This window comes from Alishewanella sp. HH-ZS (assembly GCF_001704375.1).
GTDB lineage: Bacteria > Pseudomonadota > Gammaproteobacteria > Enterobacterales > Alteromonadaceae > Alishewanella > Alishewanella aestuarii.
The window spans coordinates 1-15,353 of sequence record NZ_LZEJ01000026.1 but is presented as its reverse complement, the minus strand read 5'-3'; the positions used below and the strand labels follow the sequence as shown (position 1 = coordinate 15,353).

The 15,353-nt window shown below is 51.1% G+C and carries 15 protein-coding genes and 1 pseudogene; 8 read left to right on the top strand and 8 right to left on the bottom strand.

What is annotated here, in order from left to right; all coding sequences use genetic code 11:
* The first annotated feature begins 100 nt into the window (after window positions 1-100).
* The 7 genes from A9165_RS11255 to A9165_RS11225 all read left to right on the top strand — a co-directional run bounded on the left by A9165_RS11255 (window position 101) and on the right by A9165_RS11225 (window position 6,412).
* On the top strand, window positions 101-1,912 hold the full coding sequence (locus A9165_RS11255; protein WP_304440046.1) for a copper resistance system multicopper oxidase: 1,812 nt from the start codon (window positions 101-103) through the stop codon (window positions 1,910-1,912).
* Window positions 1,909-2,988, top strand: coding sequence for a copper resistance protein B (locus A9165_RS11250; protein ID WP_065955935.1), 1,080 nt, complete (start codon window positions 1,909-1,911; stop codon window positions 2,986-2,988). Before A9165_RS11255 ends, A9165_RS11250 begins: the two co-directional genes overlap by 4 nt.
* 49 nt (window positions 2,989-3,037) lie before the next feature.
* On the top strand, window positions 3,038-3,433 hold the full coding sequence (locus A9165_RS11245) for a copper resistance CopC family protein (protein ID WP_057788395.1): 396 nt from the start codon (window positions 3,038-3,040) through the stop codon (window positions 3,431-3,433).
* A gap of 17 nt (window positions 3,434-3,450) precedes the next feature.
* The gene (locus A9165_RS11240; protein ID WP_065955934.1) at window positions 3,451-4,344 is read left to right on the top strand and encodes a CopD family protein; all 894 of its coding nucleotides are present in this window, start codon (window positions 3,451-3,453) and stop codon (window positions 4,342-4,344) included.
* A gap of 38 nt (window positions 4,345-4,382) precedes the next feature.
* Window positions 4,383-4,868: a nuclear transport factor 2 family protein gene (locus A9165_RS11235; RefSeq protein ID WP_065955933.1), complete on the top strand. Its 486-nt coding sequence runs from the start codon at window positions 4,383-4,385 to the stop codon at window positions 4,866-4,868.
* 20 nt (window positions 4,869-4,888) lie between these two features.
* Window positions 4,889-5,395, top strand: coding sequence for a DUF411 domain-containing protein (locus A9165_RS11230; protein WP_008985536.1), 507 nt, complete (start codon window positions 4,889-4,891; stop codon window positions 5,393-5,395).
* A gap of 606 nt (window positions 5,396-6,001) precedes the next feature.
* Entirely contained in the window at window positions 6,002-6,412 is a 411-nt protein-coding gene (locus tag A9165_RS11225) for a DUF3703 domain-containing protein (RefSeq protein ID WP_008985542.1), read from the top strand.
* 65 nt (window positions 6,413-6,477) lie between these two features.
* On the opposite strand, the gene A9165_RS11220 is transcribed toward A9165_RS11225, so the two are convergent.
* The 7 genes and pseudogenes from A9165_RS11220 to A9165_RS11190 form a co-directional block, all read right to left on the bottom strand.
* A complete protein-coding gene (locus A9165_RS11220; RefSeq protein ID WP_065955932.1) occupies window positions 6,478-9,600 on the bottom strand; it encodes an efflux RND transporter permease subunit in 3,123 nt (1,040 codons plus the stop codon).
* A 9-nt stretch (window positions 9,601-9,609) separates the two neighbouring features.
* Window positions 9,610-10,629: an efflux RND transporter periplasmic adaptor subunit gene (locus tag A9165_RS11215; protein ID WP_046556399.1), complete on the bottom strand. Its 1,020-nt coding sequence runs from the start codon at window positions 10,627-10,629 to the stop codon at window positions 9,610-9,612.
* 78 nt (window positions 10,630-10,707) lie between these two features.
* On the bottom strand, window positions 10,708-11,952 hold the full coding sequence (locus tag A9165_RS11210) for a TolC family protein (RefSeq protein WP_046556398.1): 1,245 nt from the start codon (window positions 11,950-11,952) through the stop codon (window positions 10,708-10,710).
* A 51-nt stretch (window positions 11,953-12,003) separates the two neighbouring features.
* Entirely contained in the window at window positions 12,004-12,369 is a 366-nt protein-coding gene (locus A9165_RS11205; RefSeq protein ID WP_008224341.1) for a hypothetical protein, read from the bottom strand.
* Between the two features lie 53 nt (window positions 12,370-12,422).
* A pseudogene (locus A9165_RS17215) lies at window positions 12,423-12,611 on the bottom strand (cation transporter); the annotation flags it as partial.
* A 138-nt stretch (window positions 12,612-12,749) separates the two neighbouring features.
* The gene (gene lspA / locus A9165_RS11195; protein WP_004813174.1) at window positions 12,750-13,262 is read right to left on the bottom strand and encodes a signal peptidase II; all 513 of its coding nucleotides are present in this window, start codon (window positions 13,260-13,262) and stop codon (window positions 12,750-12,752) included.
* A gap of 3 nt (window positions 13,263-13,265) precedes the next feature.
* Window positions 13,266-14,162 (bottom strand): cation transporter, encoded by an 897-nt coding sequence (locus A9165_RS11190; protein ID WP_004781121.1) that lies wholly within the window; start codon window positions 14,160-14,162, stop codon window positions 13,266-13,268.
* Window positions 14,163-14,257: 95 nt separating this feature from the next.
* Here A9165_RS11190 and cadR point away from each other — a divergent pair, with 95 nt between their 5' ends.
* On the top strand, window positions 14,258-14,665 hold the full coding sequence (gene cadR, locus A9165_RS11185) for a Cd(II)/Pb(II)-responsive transcriptional regulator (RefSeq protein WP_001219642.1): 408 nt from the start codon (window positions 14,258-14,260) through the stop codon (window positions 14,663-14,665).
* Between the two features lie 174 nt (window positions 14,666-14,839).
* On the opposite strand, the gene A9165_RS11180 is transcribed toward cadR, so the two are convergent.
* Entirely contained in the window at window positions 14,840-15,223 is a 384-nt protein-coding gene (locus A9165_RS11180) for a hypothetical protein (protein WP_065955930.1), read from the bottom strand.
* Window positions 15,224-15,353: the final 130 nt, after the last annotated feature.

The window sequence follows — 15,353 nt, the reverse complement described above, 5'->3', positions numbered from 1 at the left end:
AACATGACGCTAAGATTACAACTTTGTCATGTTCAGGTCATGCTGCTGACAGTTTCGCACACTACACTGCTTAGCATACAAAATGCATTGGAGGTTCCAAATGACAAAAGCCAAAACCATGATGCCGTTATCTGTTTCACGGCGCCGTTTTGTTCAGGGGCTGGCGGTGGGCGGCGTGCTGGCCACTTTTCCGCATATCGTCAGGGCGGGTAGCGCCTTTAAAGATAATGCCTTTACCGGCTATGCCACTGAGCTCAGCGGTAACGTGATTGATTTAACCATCGGCGAAGCGCTGGTAAATTTTACCGGCGTGGTCCGTAAAGCCACCACCATCAACGGTTCGATACCGGCACCGACCTTACGCTTGCGAGAAGGCGATGACGTGACCATACGGGTAACCAATACCTTGTCGGTGCCCAGCTCAATTCACTGGCACGGTATTATTTTACCCTACCAGATGGACGGCGTACCCGGCATGAGCTTCAGAGGCATTATGCCCGGCGAAACCTTTGTCTATCGTTTTACGTTAAAGCAAAGCGGCACGTACTGGTATCACTCGCACAGTGGCTTTCAGGAAATGACCGGCATGTATGGCGCGCTGATCATTGAACCCAAAGCGCAGGATGTAATTGCCGCCGATCGCGAATATGTGGTGCAGCTGTCAGACTGGACCGATGAAGATCCACATACGGTGTTTCGCAAATTAAAAGTGCAAAGTGATTTGTACAATTTTAATCAGCCAACAGTGCAGGACATGCTGCGCGATATCACTGACAGAGGGCTGGACGCGGCGCTGGCGAAACGGCAGATGTGGCAGCAAATGCGGATGAACCCCACCGATCTGGCGGATATCTCCGCGGCCACTTTTACGTATTTAATGAATGGCAGTTCGCCGCTGGCAAACTGGCGCGGCCTATTTAAGCGCGGTGAGCGTGTGCGGCTGCGTTTTATCAATGGCTCCAGCAACAGCTTTTTTGATGTGCGTATTCCCGAGCTGAAAATGACTGTGGTGCAGGCTGACGGCCAGAATGTACACCCGGTAACGGTAGATGAGTTCCGCTTTGGCCCGGGCGAAACCTATGATGTTGTCGTCTCGCCGCAAAATGATGCCTACACCATTTTTGCCCAGAGCATGGACCGCAGTGGCTATGCCCGCGGTACCCTGGCCGTGGCCGAGAGCTTAAATGCACCGGTGCCTGCGCTGGATCCGGTGGAATGGCTGACGATGGCTGACATGATGGGCAATATGAACCATGGCGCAAGCGACAGCCACAGCCACGGCCACAGCGCGATGGCGCACGGCAATGGCGCGGAAGATCATAGCCAGCATGGTGCTATGGCTATCGATCACAGTCAGCATGGCCCGGCGGTGCCTTATGCCAAAGCCAGTTCAACTGTGCGTCATGCCAGCACCGAGTATGGCCCGTCGGTGGATATGCGGGTGGATATGCCAAGAACCAACCTGGACGATCCGGGCATTGGTTTGCGCAATACCGGGCGGCGCGCGCTGACCCTGGCCGATTTACATTCGCTGGACGGTATTATTGAGCCGGGCGGCCCGGAGGCGGAAATTGAGCTGCATCTGACCGGCAATATGGAGCGCTACACCTGGTCATTCGATGGCTTAGAGTTTAGTAAAAGCACACCGGTGCATATGAAGCACAATCAGCGTATCCGGGTGATCTTGCAAAACGACACCATGATGACCCACCCGATGCATTTACACGGTATGTGGAGTGATCTGGAAAGTGACAACGGTGCCGTACAGGTACGCCGCCATACCATTCCGGTGCAACCGGCGCAGCGCATCAGCTTTTTAACCACGCCGCATGATGTCGGGCGCTGGGCCTGGCATTGTCATTTATTGTTCCATATGGATGCGGGTATGTTCAGAGAAGTGGTGGTGTCATGAAAACAGCCAACGTAACGCTAACCTTGTCGCTGCTGGCGCTGGCCTGTACTGTGGCGCTCAGCCCTGGCGTGGCAGCGCAGAACGCCACTGAGAAACCGCCGGTACCAACGCACAGTGGCATGGACCACAGCAAAATGGACCACGGCAAAATGGATCATAGCAAGATGAACCACGCTGAGCAGGCGGTTGACCATAGCCAGACGAACCCTAGTGACATGGATCACAGTCAGATGGATCATAGCGGCATGGACCACAGTAAAATGGGCCACGCTGAGCAGGCCGTGGATCACAGCAGTATGGATCACAGCACGATGAACCATGCCGATATGCAGATGCAAGGCGGTAAGGCGCCGGCTAATGCCCGCGATCCACATGCCTACTCCAACGGCTACACCCTGACTGACGGGCCCTATGGCATGGCCGATTCACGCCATTTAAAGCACGGCGTTGAACATCCACAGTGGTCCGTGCTGGGCGATCGGCTGGAATACAATGCCGACAGTGAAGCTGGCGAACTGGAGCTGCAAGCCTGGTATGGTACGACCTATGATCGGTTGGTGCTGAAAACCGAAGCTGAAGTCAGTGACGGCAAGCTGGAAGAGAGCAGCACCGAGCTGTTATGGAGCCACGCGATAGCAGCCTATTGGGATGGTCAGCTTGGGCTGCGCCTGGATCAGGTTGCCGATGGCACCAACCGGCAGTGGTTAGCATTGGGTGTGCAGGGTTTGGCGCCGTACTGGTTTGAAGTGGATGTCACGGCTTATCTGGGCACTGGTGGTCGCACCGCGTTAAGTGCCGAAGCGGAATATGAGCTGCTGTTAACGCAGCGCCTGATCCTGCAGGCCCGGGCGGAGCTGACAGCCTATGGCAAAGACGATGAGGTCAATCAGCTGGGTAAAGGCCTGTCTTCACTGGGCGCCGGGCTTCGGCTACGCTATGAATTCTCCCGCCAGTTCGCACCCTATGTCGGGGTAGAGTGGCATAACAAATATGGTAACACGGCAGATTTTGCCCGCCTGCAGGATGCATCGACAGCAGAAACATCCTGGGTTGCCGGTGTGCGGTTCTGGTTTTAATAGATCAGGGTTTTAATCAATTTGGATGTTAATAAATAAGGTGATCAACATGAAAAAATTAATCCCGCTGCTTACTCTGCTCTGTTTGGCGTTTGCCGGGCCTGTGCTGGCGCATGTTAAACAAAGCGGCTCGGTGCCGGCGGATAACGCCATGCTAATGCAGGCACCGGATGTACTCAGTATCAGCTTTAGTGGCCCGATCCGGCTGACGAAAGTCACGCTGTTGCACGATAACGGTAACACTGTCGATTTTGGCTTTACGCCCACCGCTGTCGCCACGCAGTTTAGCTGGCCGTTGCCAGTGCTGGAGATCGGTAGTTATCAGGTTAACTGGGTAGGTTTGGGCGAAGACGGTCATAAAATGAAAGGTGATTTCAGTTTTATGCTCCACGCCAGCGCTGACGCCGGGGGGAAAGCTGATAGCGCGCACGCGCATCAGCACTAGATGGCTGGAGATTGGCGATGTTTAGCGATACCTGGGTATTAGCCTTATTCGCCCACAAGCTGCTGAGTTATTTAGCGGTTAGCGGCAGTATTGGTGCGGCGTTTTTGCTGCAGTTGCCGGCGCTGGCTCAGCCACAGTCTGATAGCCTTGCCTTTCGGCTGTGGTTAAAACGCCTTGTACTGGGGTGGTCGGCCGCAGGTATGGTGCTGGCGTTACTGTATCTGCCGCTGCAGGCTGGTGCGCTGGCCGAAACAGGCGTAGCTGGCATGGCCGACAGGCTGATGCTACAGATGGTTTGGCAATCGGCAATGCGCACCCAGCTGCTTTTATGGTTATGCGGTTATGCAGCGCTGTGGCTTTGGGCCTGGCGCGTTAAACACAGCGGCAAAGCGGTAGTGAGCATTGCGGTAGTTAGCCTGGCTGCGTTTTTGCTGGCCGCCAGTTTCAGCCAAACCGGCCATGTTGCCAGTTTGGCAGGCCTGTGGCCACTGTTACTGACGCTGCATGTGCTGGCAATTTCGGCCTGGGTAGGCGCGTTGCTGCCGCTATGGCAAAGCTGTTATCGCTTAGCACCAGACAGGCTGGTGGCGCTGATGGGGCAGTTTGGCCAGGTTGCGCTCTACCTGCTGGTACTGCTTATCAGCTGTGGCGTGTTGATCTTACTGCAGCTACTCGATTCGCCTGCAGCGCTGTTTGTCACCGACTATGGCCGCTTAATGTTGTTTAAGTTGATGTTGGTAGCGGTCATGTTACTGCTGGCTGCCTGGCACAAATTTAGTCTGGTCAAAGCGCTGGCGCAACATCAGAACAGCCGGTTGCTGGCACGGTCTATTTTTATCGAAATGCTGTTAGCGCTATTGGTACTGGCAACCAGTAGCAGCTTTACCACTGTGGTGGGCTTAGCCCATTAAGCCCGCTTTATTCTAATAATTACAACAGGATACCTAATATGTTTCGCAATAAAATTCAAACGCTGTCTGCCATCAGCCTGGGCCTGGCGTTGCTATGCCCCGTTAGTGTGCAGGCGCACGGCAATGAAAAGCATGCCGCCCCGGCCTTGTTCGTCGGCGAAAGCACCGCTGCCGCTCAGGCGGTAAAAGCGTTTCATCAGGCGTTACGCGCTGGCGATGCCAAAGCGGTGCGCGCCATGCTGGCAGATGACGTGCTGATTGTCGAAGGTAATGGCGTAGAGCGCTCGGCTGACGAGTATGCCAGCCACCATATGCTGGCTGATATGAAATTTATGGCGGCGGTACAGGTAGAAGCGCTGGAGCATCAGACCAAGGTGCTGGGCAAGGTGGCCTATTCGGTTAGCCGTAGCCAACTGACTGGCGACTATAAAGGCAAGCCGGTTGACGTTATCAGTAAAGAAACGCTGGTGCTGGTAGATACAGGCGCCGGTTGGAAGATCGTGCATGTGCACTGGTCGCACTAAGACAACAGCAGGAGATCACTATGAAGCTAACTCTGGCAGCGGTTGTGTTGGTAGCTACTGCGTTACTGGCCGGCTGTAAAGACGCCGGCCCGGCTAAACCGGAAACTACAGCTGTGCCCGACAGTGCAGCAGCACTAACCCTCACGGTATACAAAACGCCAAGCTGCGGTTGCTGTAAAAAGTGGGTATCGCACCTTGAACAGCAGGGAGTGGTTGCACAGACGAAAGACTATGATGATCTAAGCGGCATAAAAGAGCGCTATGGCATCACGCCACAGTATTATTCCTGTCACACCGCCGTATCGGAGCAGGGATATGCCTTTGAAGGCCATATCCCTGCTAAATACATCCGGAAATTTCTTGCTGAGTCGCACCCGGATGCAATTGGCCTGAGTGTACCGGCGATGCCGCTTGGATCACCGGGTATGGAAGTGGAAGGCCGCTTTATGCCGTACGACATTCTGCTGCTGCATAAAGATGGCAGCGCCAGCGTTTACGCTCACATCAGTGATGCTGCCATGCAGTAAGTAGTGTAGTGTCAATCCTTGCTGCTACGCGGTGCTGTAATGACAACTAAATCACTGTTTTAGCTAAATTAGTACTATGAGCAGTGCGGTCAGGCTTGCAACCTGCCGCACGGCTTACCACAGCGAAATGTTAGTCCGCCATTTTTGCTGACTTGCAGCTCATTTCAGCATTGCAACACGACGCTACTGACGCTGCCGGCGAGCTGGGCACCTGTTCTCCTGAGATACCCTGAAATTCCCTCCTGAAAATACACTGCTATGTGCTTGAACTTACTTTAGTCACTATCTGCTGTTCAGCAGCGCTCAGAGCTTATCTGTGTTGCAGAAGTGTAAAGTTTAGCTAAAGTAGTGACAGTAGTATCGAAATTAACTATGTTAGTGACAAGGTATGCACTTTGTCGCAGATCCAGCTAAAAATCTGCACTTTAATGCACATTAAAGTGCAGAATAGAATCTATGTCTTATCATTATCTAATGTATGTAGTCTCTAAAGAGTACACTTAAGTTAAGCTTTAATTTAATAATCAGTGATATGCTTCGCGTCTCTTATTTAGCGATCGAGGATTGCTCTTTTCTTTCGCAGACTCATTATCTTAGTGATAGTAAATGAATAAAAAAATTAAACATGAGTACCAAATCAGTATGCGCTCAGCCATGGAGGCTGAACAAGTCAATGATTTAGACAATGCGTTTAAGTCTCTTGAAAGAGCGCATATTTTAGGGCAGAGATATTTTATACCGCACATAGCGACGCACTGGCAGATGTTACGAATTGGGCTTAAACGCAATGATAATCGCGAGGTTATTGGTCAGATCGTCCGTTTGATAGCAACGGTTCCGGGTTTTATATTTGGTTGGGTTCCAAGGGGAAATCCTGGAGGCGCGAATATCTCTGCTTTAAAGCCAGTGCCCTTGCCAGCTGACTTGCAACCCTTGCTAGCTGACAGCCCCATTTGGCGGGACGTCTTAATACGCCTGACTATTTACGCGGTTATCGTTTTAATCGTATTAGCATAAACACCCATACTATTGCCAAAACGTTCTTCGCTGCAGCCCAATGCTGCAGCGAAGCAGGTTAATGATTATTCCGTTTGCTGTTTGCGGTTATCGTTTTTGTGCACCCAATGATATAACACGGGCAATACCAACAATGTCAGCAAGGTTGACGAAATAATACCGCCAATCACCACTGTCGCCAGCGGGCGCTGCACTTCAGCACCGGTGCCAATATTAATCGCCATCGGCACAAAACCGAGGCTCGCGACCAAAGCGGTCATTAGCACAGGGCGCAACCGGGTAAGCGCGCCTTCCGTTATCGCAAGCAGCAAGTCACCTTTTTCACGCCAGAGATCGCGAATAAAGCTCAGCATCACCAGGCCGTTCAGCACCGCCACACCTGATAAGGCGATAAAGCCAATGCCGGCAGAGATTGATAAAGGCATACCCCTCAAGTACAACGCCAGTACGCCACCGGTGAGCGCCAACGGCACGCCGCTGAAGATAATCAGCGCATCTTTTAATGACGCAAAAGCCATCACCAGAATACCTAAGATCAGCAGCAATGTAACAGGCACCACGATGCTTAGGCGCTGACTGGCGGACTCCAATTGCTCAAAAGTACCGCCATAATCCAGCCAGTAACCGGCTGGTAATGCAACGTCGCGGTTGATTTGGGCCTTTACCTCTTCTACAAAACTACCAAGGTCTCGCCCACGCACATTCGCGGTTACCACTACCCGGCGTTTGCCATTTTCACGACTAATTTGTGCTGGCGCAGGCGATAAATCTAAGGTAGCCACTTCCTGCAACGGCACAAAGTCCCCATTTGGCAATGGCACCGGTAACACTGCCAGTTTGTCCAGATCGCGACGCAGGGTTTCCGGCAAGCGCACTATCAGCTCAAAGCGTCTGTCACCTTCATACAGAATACCGGCCGACGTACCACCAATTGCCGCCGATACCCAGTCCTGTAGTTCAACCACATTCAAGCCGTAACGGGCAAGCGCGGTTCGGTTGGGGATCACCGACAAGGTTGGCAAACCAGTGACTTGTTCCACTTTAGTATCCGCAGCACCTTGCACCTTGTTGACCGCTTGCAGAATTTGATTAGCGCTTGTAACCAGCTGATCTAAATCATCACCAAATACCTTAATACCCAGATCAGCTCGTACACCGGAAATCAGTTCATTAAAACGCATCTGAATAGGTTGGGTAAATTCATAGTTATTGCCAGGCAATGTCGCCAAAGCAGCCTCCATTTCAGCGACCAATTGGGCTTTGGTTTTATCCGGATTGGGCCATTCACTGCGCGGTTTTAATATCACAAAGGTGTCAGCCACATTGGGTGGCATCGGATCGGTCGCCACTTCTGCGGTACCAATTCTGGCAAACACTTTATCAACCTCAGCAAAGGTTTTGATCTTCTGCTCCAGAATTTCCTGCATTGCAACGGCTTGTTCTAAGCCGGTGCCCGGAATACGCATGGCATGTAAAGCGATATCGCCCTCATCAAGCTGAGGCACAAACTCCGATCCCAGGGTGGTGGCCAGCCACAGACACACACCAACCAGAGCACTGGCCAAACCAATCACCAGCCAGCGAAATTTGAGTGCCAGCGCTAATAGCGGTGCGTACAGGGTTTTAGCGCCTCTTATGACCGCACTTTCTTTTTCACTGATTTTACCATTTAAGAACACCGCCACAGCGGCAGGCACAATGGTCACCGACAACACCATAGCGGATAACAGGGCCATCATCACAGTCGCTGCCATAGGATGAAACATTTTACCTTCGACACCGGTCAGCGAAAAAATAGGAATATACACGATAGTAATAATGGCCACACCGAACAAACTGGGCCGGATAACCTCTGCAGTTGCCAGATACACCGTATTTAAGCGCTCTTTTAGCGGTTGGATACGGCCGTTGTGCTGTGCCTGCGCCAGGCGGCGAACCGCATTCTCGACAATAATCACCGTACCATCAACAATTAAGCCAAAATCCAGCGCACCCAGGCTCATCAGGTTGGCAGAAACGCCGGCTTGTACCATGCCGGTAATGGTCATCAGCATTGATAGCGGGATCACCGCCGCAGTGATTAACGCCGCCCGCAGGTTGCCCAGCAGGATAAACAACACTACGATCACCAGTAATGCGCCTTCCAGCAGGTTTTTACTGACGGTTGCAATGGCTTTATCCACTAAGGTGGTGCGATCATATACGGCTTCAGCAATAATACCCTCTGGCAGAGAGCTTTTGATCTGCTCCAGCTTTTGCGCGACATCGCGTGCCACTGTGCGTGAGTTTTCATCAATTAACATCATGGCTGTACCCAGCACAGCTTCTTTACCATCCTGAGTTGCCGCACCGGTTCGCAGCTCTTTGCCAATGGCAACATCGGCAACGTCACTCAGCTTTACCGGTATTGTGTCGTATTGCGTAATAATGACATTAGCAATGTCATCCAGAGAGGTTAACTGACCGGGCGAGCGTACCAGCAGTTGCATGCCCTCACGTTCAATATAACCGGCACCCCGGTTGTCATTGTTGGCTTGCAGGGCCAGTACAACATCCTTAATACTCAGGCCATAATTAAGCAGTTTCAGTGGGTCGGGTAACACATGGTATTGCTTGTTGTAGCCACCAATACTGTTTACCTCCACCACACCTTTAACCTGTGCCAGCTGAGGTTTTATTATCCAGTCCTGGATTTCCCGCAGTGCCATGGCATCGTAAGGTGAACCATTTTGTTGCAGCGCGCCCGGCTTGGCCTGCACCGTATACATAAAGATTTCACCAAGACCGGTTGAAATAGGGCCCATTTCAGGCTCTATGCCCTCAGGCAACATATCCTTGATAGCGCCTAACCGGGTGTTGATTAAATTGCGGGCAAAGTAGATGTCCGTGCCTTCTTCAAACACCACCGTTACCTGTGACAAGCCATAGCGTGACAATGAGCGGGTATAACTTAAATTGGGTAAGCCATACAGGGCAGTTTCTACCGGATAGGTAATACGCTGCTCTGCTTCAAGTGGCGAATAACCCGGTGCCGCCGTGTTTATTTGTACCTGAACGTTAGTAATATCCGGCACTGCATCAATCGGTAACTGTTGGTAGCTCCAGCTACCAATGGCAATAATCAACAGTGTCAGCATTAAAAATAGATACCGCCTCGCAATAGCCAGGCGCAACATGGATTCAATCATAGTGCCCCCTTAATGCGCGTGCTCGGCTTCAGATTTCTCAATATCCGCTTTTAACAGATAGCTATTTGTAGTGACATACAACTGGCCGGGCTTTAAACCGGCAATCACTTCGACATAATCCATGTCGCTACGGCCAAGCTGTAATGGGGTAAAGGCATATTCGCTATTGTTTTTTACGAAGACTCCGCTTTTATTGTCCAGTATTTGAATGGCCGACTTTTTAACGGCAAGCTCAACGTTGAATTCACCGCTTATCACAGCACCTTCGATCAATTGCCCGGACGACAGTTTACCGTCACGGTTATCCAGCTTAACTCTGGCCAGTTGATAGGGCTGGGTTAATGATGGGATGATATGCGCAATTACGCCGTTAATCTCAGTGTCAGCGGCCATAATGACCACTTTTTGTCCTGTCGCGACAGCATCTTGTTGTGACGGGTACACGCGAAAATCGGCCCACAGGCTGCCAAAATCAGCAATGCTGAACAGCGTCTGCTGCTGTGCGACTTCACCAACATTGGCGCTGCGCTGAATAACAACGCCGTCAATTGGTGCTTTAATGGCATAGGTATTTAAGCTCTCATTTGACTCGACAACGGCCAGTACATCGCCTGCTTTTACGCTGTCACCCAGTGAGAATTTCACCGAGGTAAGAATACCGGGAAAACGGGCATTAACATGGCTGATGCGGTTTGGATCAGCGCTAAGCTTGCCATAAACCACCTGATGTTGGCGTAATCGCTGGCTGTCAGCACGGTCTGTGACAATATTAACCGCCGTAGCCATATCATCACTAATGCGGCTGCTTAGGGTTTCGTTGTGTTCATGCTCGTCGTTTTCGTCGTGCCCTTCATGCTCATTGTGTTCTTCATGTTCTTCGTGCTCTTCATTTTTCTTAGTGTCAGATTGCGGCTTTACCGCTTGTTCTTTGGCATGGACGTGAGCTTGTTCTTGCTCATTGGCGGCCATTACATGCATCGGCATCAGCCAGGCTGCAATAAACATTGCCAGTGTTACATGTGGTTTCATAATGCTATCTTCCTGTATGTTCTGTTTGCCACGTCGCACAGTTAATGAAGTGCGGCAGCGGGGCAATAATCTTGTCAGTTACTGCGTTACCGGCTCGGCGGTAAGCTGTTCAATCGTCACCTGGCTCAATAGCACCGCAGTGGCGGTTTCCAGTAAGTGTCTTTTTGCCTGCAACAATTCTTGCTGGGCATTAAGCCAATCCTGATAATTTGAGCGCCCGCGCTGGTATGCATCACGCGTAAGATCCAGCGCTTGTTCCAGGTTGGGGATCACGTACTGCGCCAACTGTTGGTGACTGGTAATAAATTGCTGTCGTTGCGAGTACGCATCAAACAAGCGTTCATGCAGGATCAGTAAGCTATCCTGCTGTCGATACTCGACATTGTTTCGCTCTGCCAGCGCAGCTTCGATGGCTGCACTATTGCGACGTTCAGCAAATAACGGCACTGAGATACCAAAGGTAAGGCCTGTATCATCACTGGCCTGATAGCGTCTTACCCCTACCTGCCAACTCAGATCGGCGCGATTCTGGCTTTGTGCCAGTCGCACTTCAGCGTCTTTTAACCGACGTTCAGAGGCAAAAATGGTTAACGCCGGCGATTGTTGCAGCCGCTGATACAGCTCAGCAAAAGGGCGGCTTTGGCCAAAAGCAAACAAGTTACCTGCCACAACGTTAAAGTTGGCGCTGGTATCACCCCAAAAACGTGCTATGGCTATTTTTTGCCGCTCAATGCGCTGCAACAGGGCGTCCCGCCCGATCTGAACCTGAGCCAGTTGCGCCTTTGCCCGCATGATTTCAGCATCTGACAAGGCACCGCTGGCGGCACGTTTTTCAGCGCTTTGCAGCAGGGCTTCTGAGAGCGCTACGGCCTCTTCTGTCAGTGTCAATTCCTGCTGGCTGGCCAGCAGATTAATATAATTGCGGGTAAGCTCTGCCAGCACATCCAGGGTTTGCGCCTGTTGCTGCCATTCAAGAGTATTGAGCCTGGCGTCTACTACCGCAGCGCGCCACTGAGCTTTATTATCCAGCTCTATCACGGAAGATAAGGCGACTGTCAGCTCAGCACCGGCCAGCCCTCTGGCCTCTCCGGTGCCCGCAACATTCTCAAGCTCTACACCGAGTTGATAACCGGGTTTAAGGCTTTGCAAATCACGCTCTGCAAACAGACGCTGTTGCGTAAATTTATACTGATGCAGCTGAGGGTTGTGTTGCAGCGTTTTATCTATTGCCTGTTGTAATGTCAGTGCTTGCGGCTCTGCACGTAGCGGAAGCGCGCAAAATACCGCCGCCAGTATTGCTGGCAGCATTAGTGTCATACGCATGGGTATGCTCCTGAAAGTTAATCGTTAATAAAAAAAGATAAACAAGCAGGATCAGATATTTGGCGGCGGCACCGGTGGGCGATAGCTAATGAGGTTTAACCCTGGTTGGGTAGCGGCTATAACGCTGTCACGGAAGTTAAGCACCTCCATGCCCTGAAAAAAAGCGATATAGCAGGTGACATGAGCATGATTACTGTGTTCGTCGGTATCATGCTCAGAGTTATGTTCAACGTTATGTGCAGTGACTTGCTCACTGCTTACGTCGAAAAGGGTATCTGAGTGGCAGTGTTCATGTTGCAGGTCAGTGTAGGTATGGGCATGATCGGGCAAATGCATAACTAACGCATCACAGGCCATCACGGCATGATTCAGCATAGTCAGCAACAGTAATAATAAGCCTGATGTACGACCTAACATAAATCCCTCAGTAAGTTAGCGCTATGGTAGCGCTATTGCGACTTAACAACAAGCTACGCTTTTAGCTGTAAAATCCTGCGCGCACCATTGAGTACAACTAATCCAATGATGAACCCTATTACCAGATCCGGATAGCGTGACCCGGTCCAGGTGACTAATAATCCGGCCAAAATCACCCCTGCATTTGCGATAACGTCATTTGCAGAAAAAATCCAACTGGCTTTCATATGCGCGCCGCATTCCTCGCAGGCGATGGGATCGGGCACGTCCACCTGGAAGTGCATTTCGTCGTCGGTTGATTTGCAGCCCAGTACTTGGTATTGCGGCAGGTGAAGGATGTTGTCGGGAAGTTCGGTCATGGTGTTGTATAGGCGTAGGTGTCAGTCAGATCCATCCGACTCGGCATTGGTGTTTGCTTTTTTACCCAACAAGCTGCTGGAAACTAAAAGTAAGGCACCGAGGACAATTGCAATATCAGCCAGGTTGAAGGCCGGCCAATGCCAGTCTCGCCAATAGAAATCAAAGGAATCCACAACATAGCCGCGAAAGACCCGGTCAATCAGGTTGCCCATGGCGCCACCGAGGATAAGACTGTAAGCGATGGCTTCTCCTTTATGACGATTTTCAAGGATCAGCTTGATCAGAAAAATCGAGACCACTACCGCGATTCCGATAAAAAAGTAGCGCTGCCAGCCTCCACCATTCGCAAAAAGACTGAATGCGGCACCGGTATTCCATACGTGTACCCAGTTAAAGAATGAGGTCACTGAAATAGACTCGCCATATGCCATTGATTGTTGCACCAGCCATTTTACGGCCTGATCAGACGCTGCCAGCAGGCCGGAGATGGACAACAGAGCGTACGGTGACAGATGTTTGCCAAAAATGGACATTGCTTAATCCTTGAGCGCCAGAATGCGTCTAGCACCGTTAAGTACAATTACCCCCGCGATGGTGCCGATAATCAGATCCGGATAATTGGACCCGGTCCACGCGACCAGAGCGCCGGCGGTGATGACCCCCAGGTTGATCACCACGTCGTTGGCCGAGAATATCCAGCTTGCCTTCATGTGCGCCCCGCCCTCCCGATGTTTGGATATGAGCAGCAGACAACTGGTATTGGCAATCAATGCGACGAATGCGATAGCCATCATCACCAGCGATTCAGGCTCACTACCGAATACAAAGCGTCTCACCACCTCTATGAGTACGCCCACAGCCAAGATCAGTTGCAGTACACCAGCAAGATGCGCGGCACGTACCTGCATTTTCACGCTATGTCCAACCGCATAAAGGGCAAGCCCGTACACCGCCGCATCGGCAAAATTGTCCAGGGATTCTCCAATCAGGCCGGTGGACCGGGCGATCAGACCGGCAGTCATTTCCACCACGAACAGAAGTGCATTGATGCCGAGCAACCAGCGCAGGGTCCCGGATTCTTGCTTAGCAGAAGCTGCCGAAAACTCGGCGGCCTTGATGGTCTCCGGATTTGCAGCGACGGTTTCCTGAAGCGAGGCGCCTAGCCCCAAGGTCTTCAGTTTCGAGGTGACGGGCTCGACCTCGCCGTCATGCACGACCTTCAGCCGGCGGTTCGACAAGTCGAAGGACAGCGCCCGAATCCCCTCAACGCCGTTCAGGGCCAGGCGAATCATGCGCTCTTCTGATGGACAGTCCATCTTCGGCACGGCATAAACACTGACCCATTCCCCCGACGCATCGGAGGAGGCCTGCATATCGGTATCCGCCGCAGGCCTTGCATGGTCGCCACAGGGGCCTCCGCAGTTTTTACTCATGATATGACTCCACTTGAATGTGATCGGGTTTTCATTTAAAACTATATAGTAGCTATAATGTCAATAGCGTAGAGAATCCGTTGCGGAGGAACCCGATGCGTATTGGTCAGTTGGCACAGTCAGTAGGGGTAGATACACAGACGATCCGCTTCTACGAACGGCAGGGCTTGTTGCCGCCGCCTGGTCGGCAGGAGAACGGTTACCGTGTCTATACCGAGAAACACGTTGAGCGGCTGGCCTTTATTCGTCGCTGCCGCATCCTGGATCTGTCACTGGCAGAAATTCACGAACTAAAGCGCTATCAGGACGACCCTCATCAGTCCTGTACCGCTGTCAATGCCTTGCTCGATGATCACATCTCTCATGTGCGCTCGCAGATAACCGCTCTACAGGCGCTTGAGAAACAACTCGTTTCACTAAGAGCGCGTTGCAACGATGACCGGGAAGTTAAGGCGTGTGGGGTTCTTGCTGGAATTAGCGAGGGAAGCATGCATCAGCAGTAGGTTGGAGTGCCAACCAGATAATCCGATGAGATGCCGGTTTGCCTCACTCTCATGCAAAGGTAAGATCAACCATTTAATCCGCTTACCCAAAAATTAATGTAGTGATTTTGAAACACCACCGCAGTTATTAAAAATTCGTCATTGCATTTATCCTGCACTGCCTCTCTACCAGCACTACGAGTTTAAACGCCTCTCAGCTAAAAACGACTGAGTACTATTGTACTCATTCAATAGCCTATTAAAATCGTTATTTTTATAACGCTTTTGTCTGATTGCGGTTTTAAGTTTTTGTATCTCCTCTGTTGGTATAGTGCTTTTAACTATACCTTCAATATCGACACATATACGGTCTATGGCATCAATAAAATCCTGATCCTTTTTTTCCATTAATGCTGTTTCTAACAGGATGGCTGATTCATAGAGCTTTATCCTGTTACGACTCTTATAGAGTGGAATATCTAACTGAAATGCACGCTTGGACTGTGAAAGTAAGATCAAATACTGAATTACGAAGTCTAAGTCAGCAACGCTAATTTTTGTTGTAAGTGTTCGACTCATACACGCCTCTTTTAAGCGTTATTTTAATAACGATTAACGTAGCGTATAAAATTTAATCATGCAAGGTTAGGCCTAAAATAGGCGATTAGAAAACACTCGTTTATTTTACCTGAGGGATCCCCACAAATTG

What these genes read in the sequence shown, in the direction of transcription:
- A9165_RS11255 (WP_304440046.1), top strand. Translation starts at nt 101, where the DNA reads ATGACAAAAGCCAAAACCATGATGCCGTTATCTGTTTCACGGCGCCGT.
- A9165_RS11250 (WP_065955935.1), top strand. Translation starts at nt 1,909, where the DNA reads ATGAAAACAGCCAACGTAACGCTAACCTTGTCGCTGCTGGCGCTGGCC.
- A9165_RS11245 (WP_057788395.1), top strand. Translation starts at nt 3,038, where the DNA reads ATGAAAAAATTAATCCCGCTGCTTACTCTGCTCTGTTTGGCGTTTGCC.
- A9165_RS11240 (WP_065955934.1), top strand. Translation starts at nt 3,451, where the DNA reads ATGTTTAGCGATACCTGGGTATTAGCCTTATTCGCCCACAAGCTGCTG.
- A9165_RS11235 (WP_065955933.1), top strand. Translation starts at nt 4,383, where the DNA reads ATGTTTCGCAATAAAATTCAAACGCTGTCTGCCATCAGCCTGGGCCTG.
- A9165_RS11230 (WP_008985536.1), top strand. Translation starts at nt 4,889, where the DNA reads ATGAAGCTAACTCTGGCAGCGGTTGTGTTGGTAGCTACTGCGTTACTG.
- A9165_RS11225 (WP_008985542.1), top strand. Translation starts at nt 6,002, where the DNA reads ATGAATAAAAAAATTAAACATGAGTACCAAATCAGTATGCGCTCAGCC.
- A9165_RS11220 (WP_065955932.1), bottom strand. Translation starts at nt 9,600, where the DNA reads ATGATTGAATCCATGTTGCGCCTGGCTATTGCGAGGCGGTATCTATTT.
- A9165_RS11215 (WP_046556399.1), bottom strand. Translation starts at nt 10,629, where the DNA reads ATGAAACCACATGTAACACTGGCAATGTTTATTGCAGCCTGGCTGATG.
- A9165_RS11210 (WP_046556398.1), bottom strand. Translation starts at nt 11,952, where the DNA reads ATGCGTATGACACTAATGCTGCCAGCAATACTGGCGGCGGTATTTTGC.
- A9165_RS11205 (WP_008224341.1), bottom strand. Translation starts at nt 12,369, where the DNA reads ATGTTAGGTCGTACATCAGGCTTATTATTACTGTTGCTGACTATGCTG.
- lspA (WP_004813174.1), bottom strand. Translation starts at nt 13,262, where the DNA reads ATGTCCATTTTTGGCAAACATCTGTCACCGTACGCTCTGTTGTCCATC.
- A9165_RS11190 (WP_004781121.1), bottom strand. Translation starts at nt 14,162, where the DNA reads ATGAGTAAAAACTGCGGAGGCCCCTGTGGCGACCATGCAAGGCCTGCG.
- cadR (WP_001219642.1), top strand. Translation starts at nt 14,258, where the DNA reads ATGCGTATTGGTCAGTTGGCACAGTCAGTAGGGGTAGATACACAGACG.
- A9165_RS11180 (WP_065955930.1), bottom strand. Translation starts at nt 15,223, where the DNA reads ATGAGTCGAACACTTACAACAAAAATTAGCGTTGCTGACTTAGACTTC.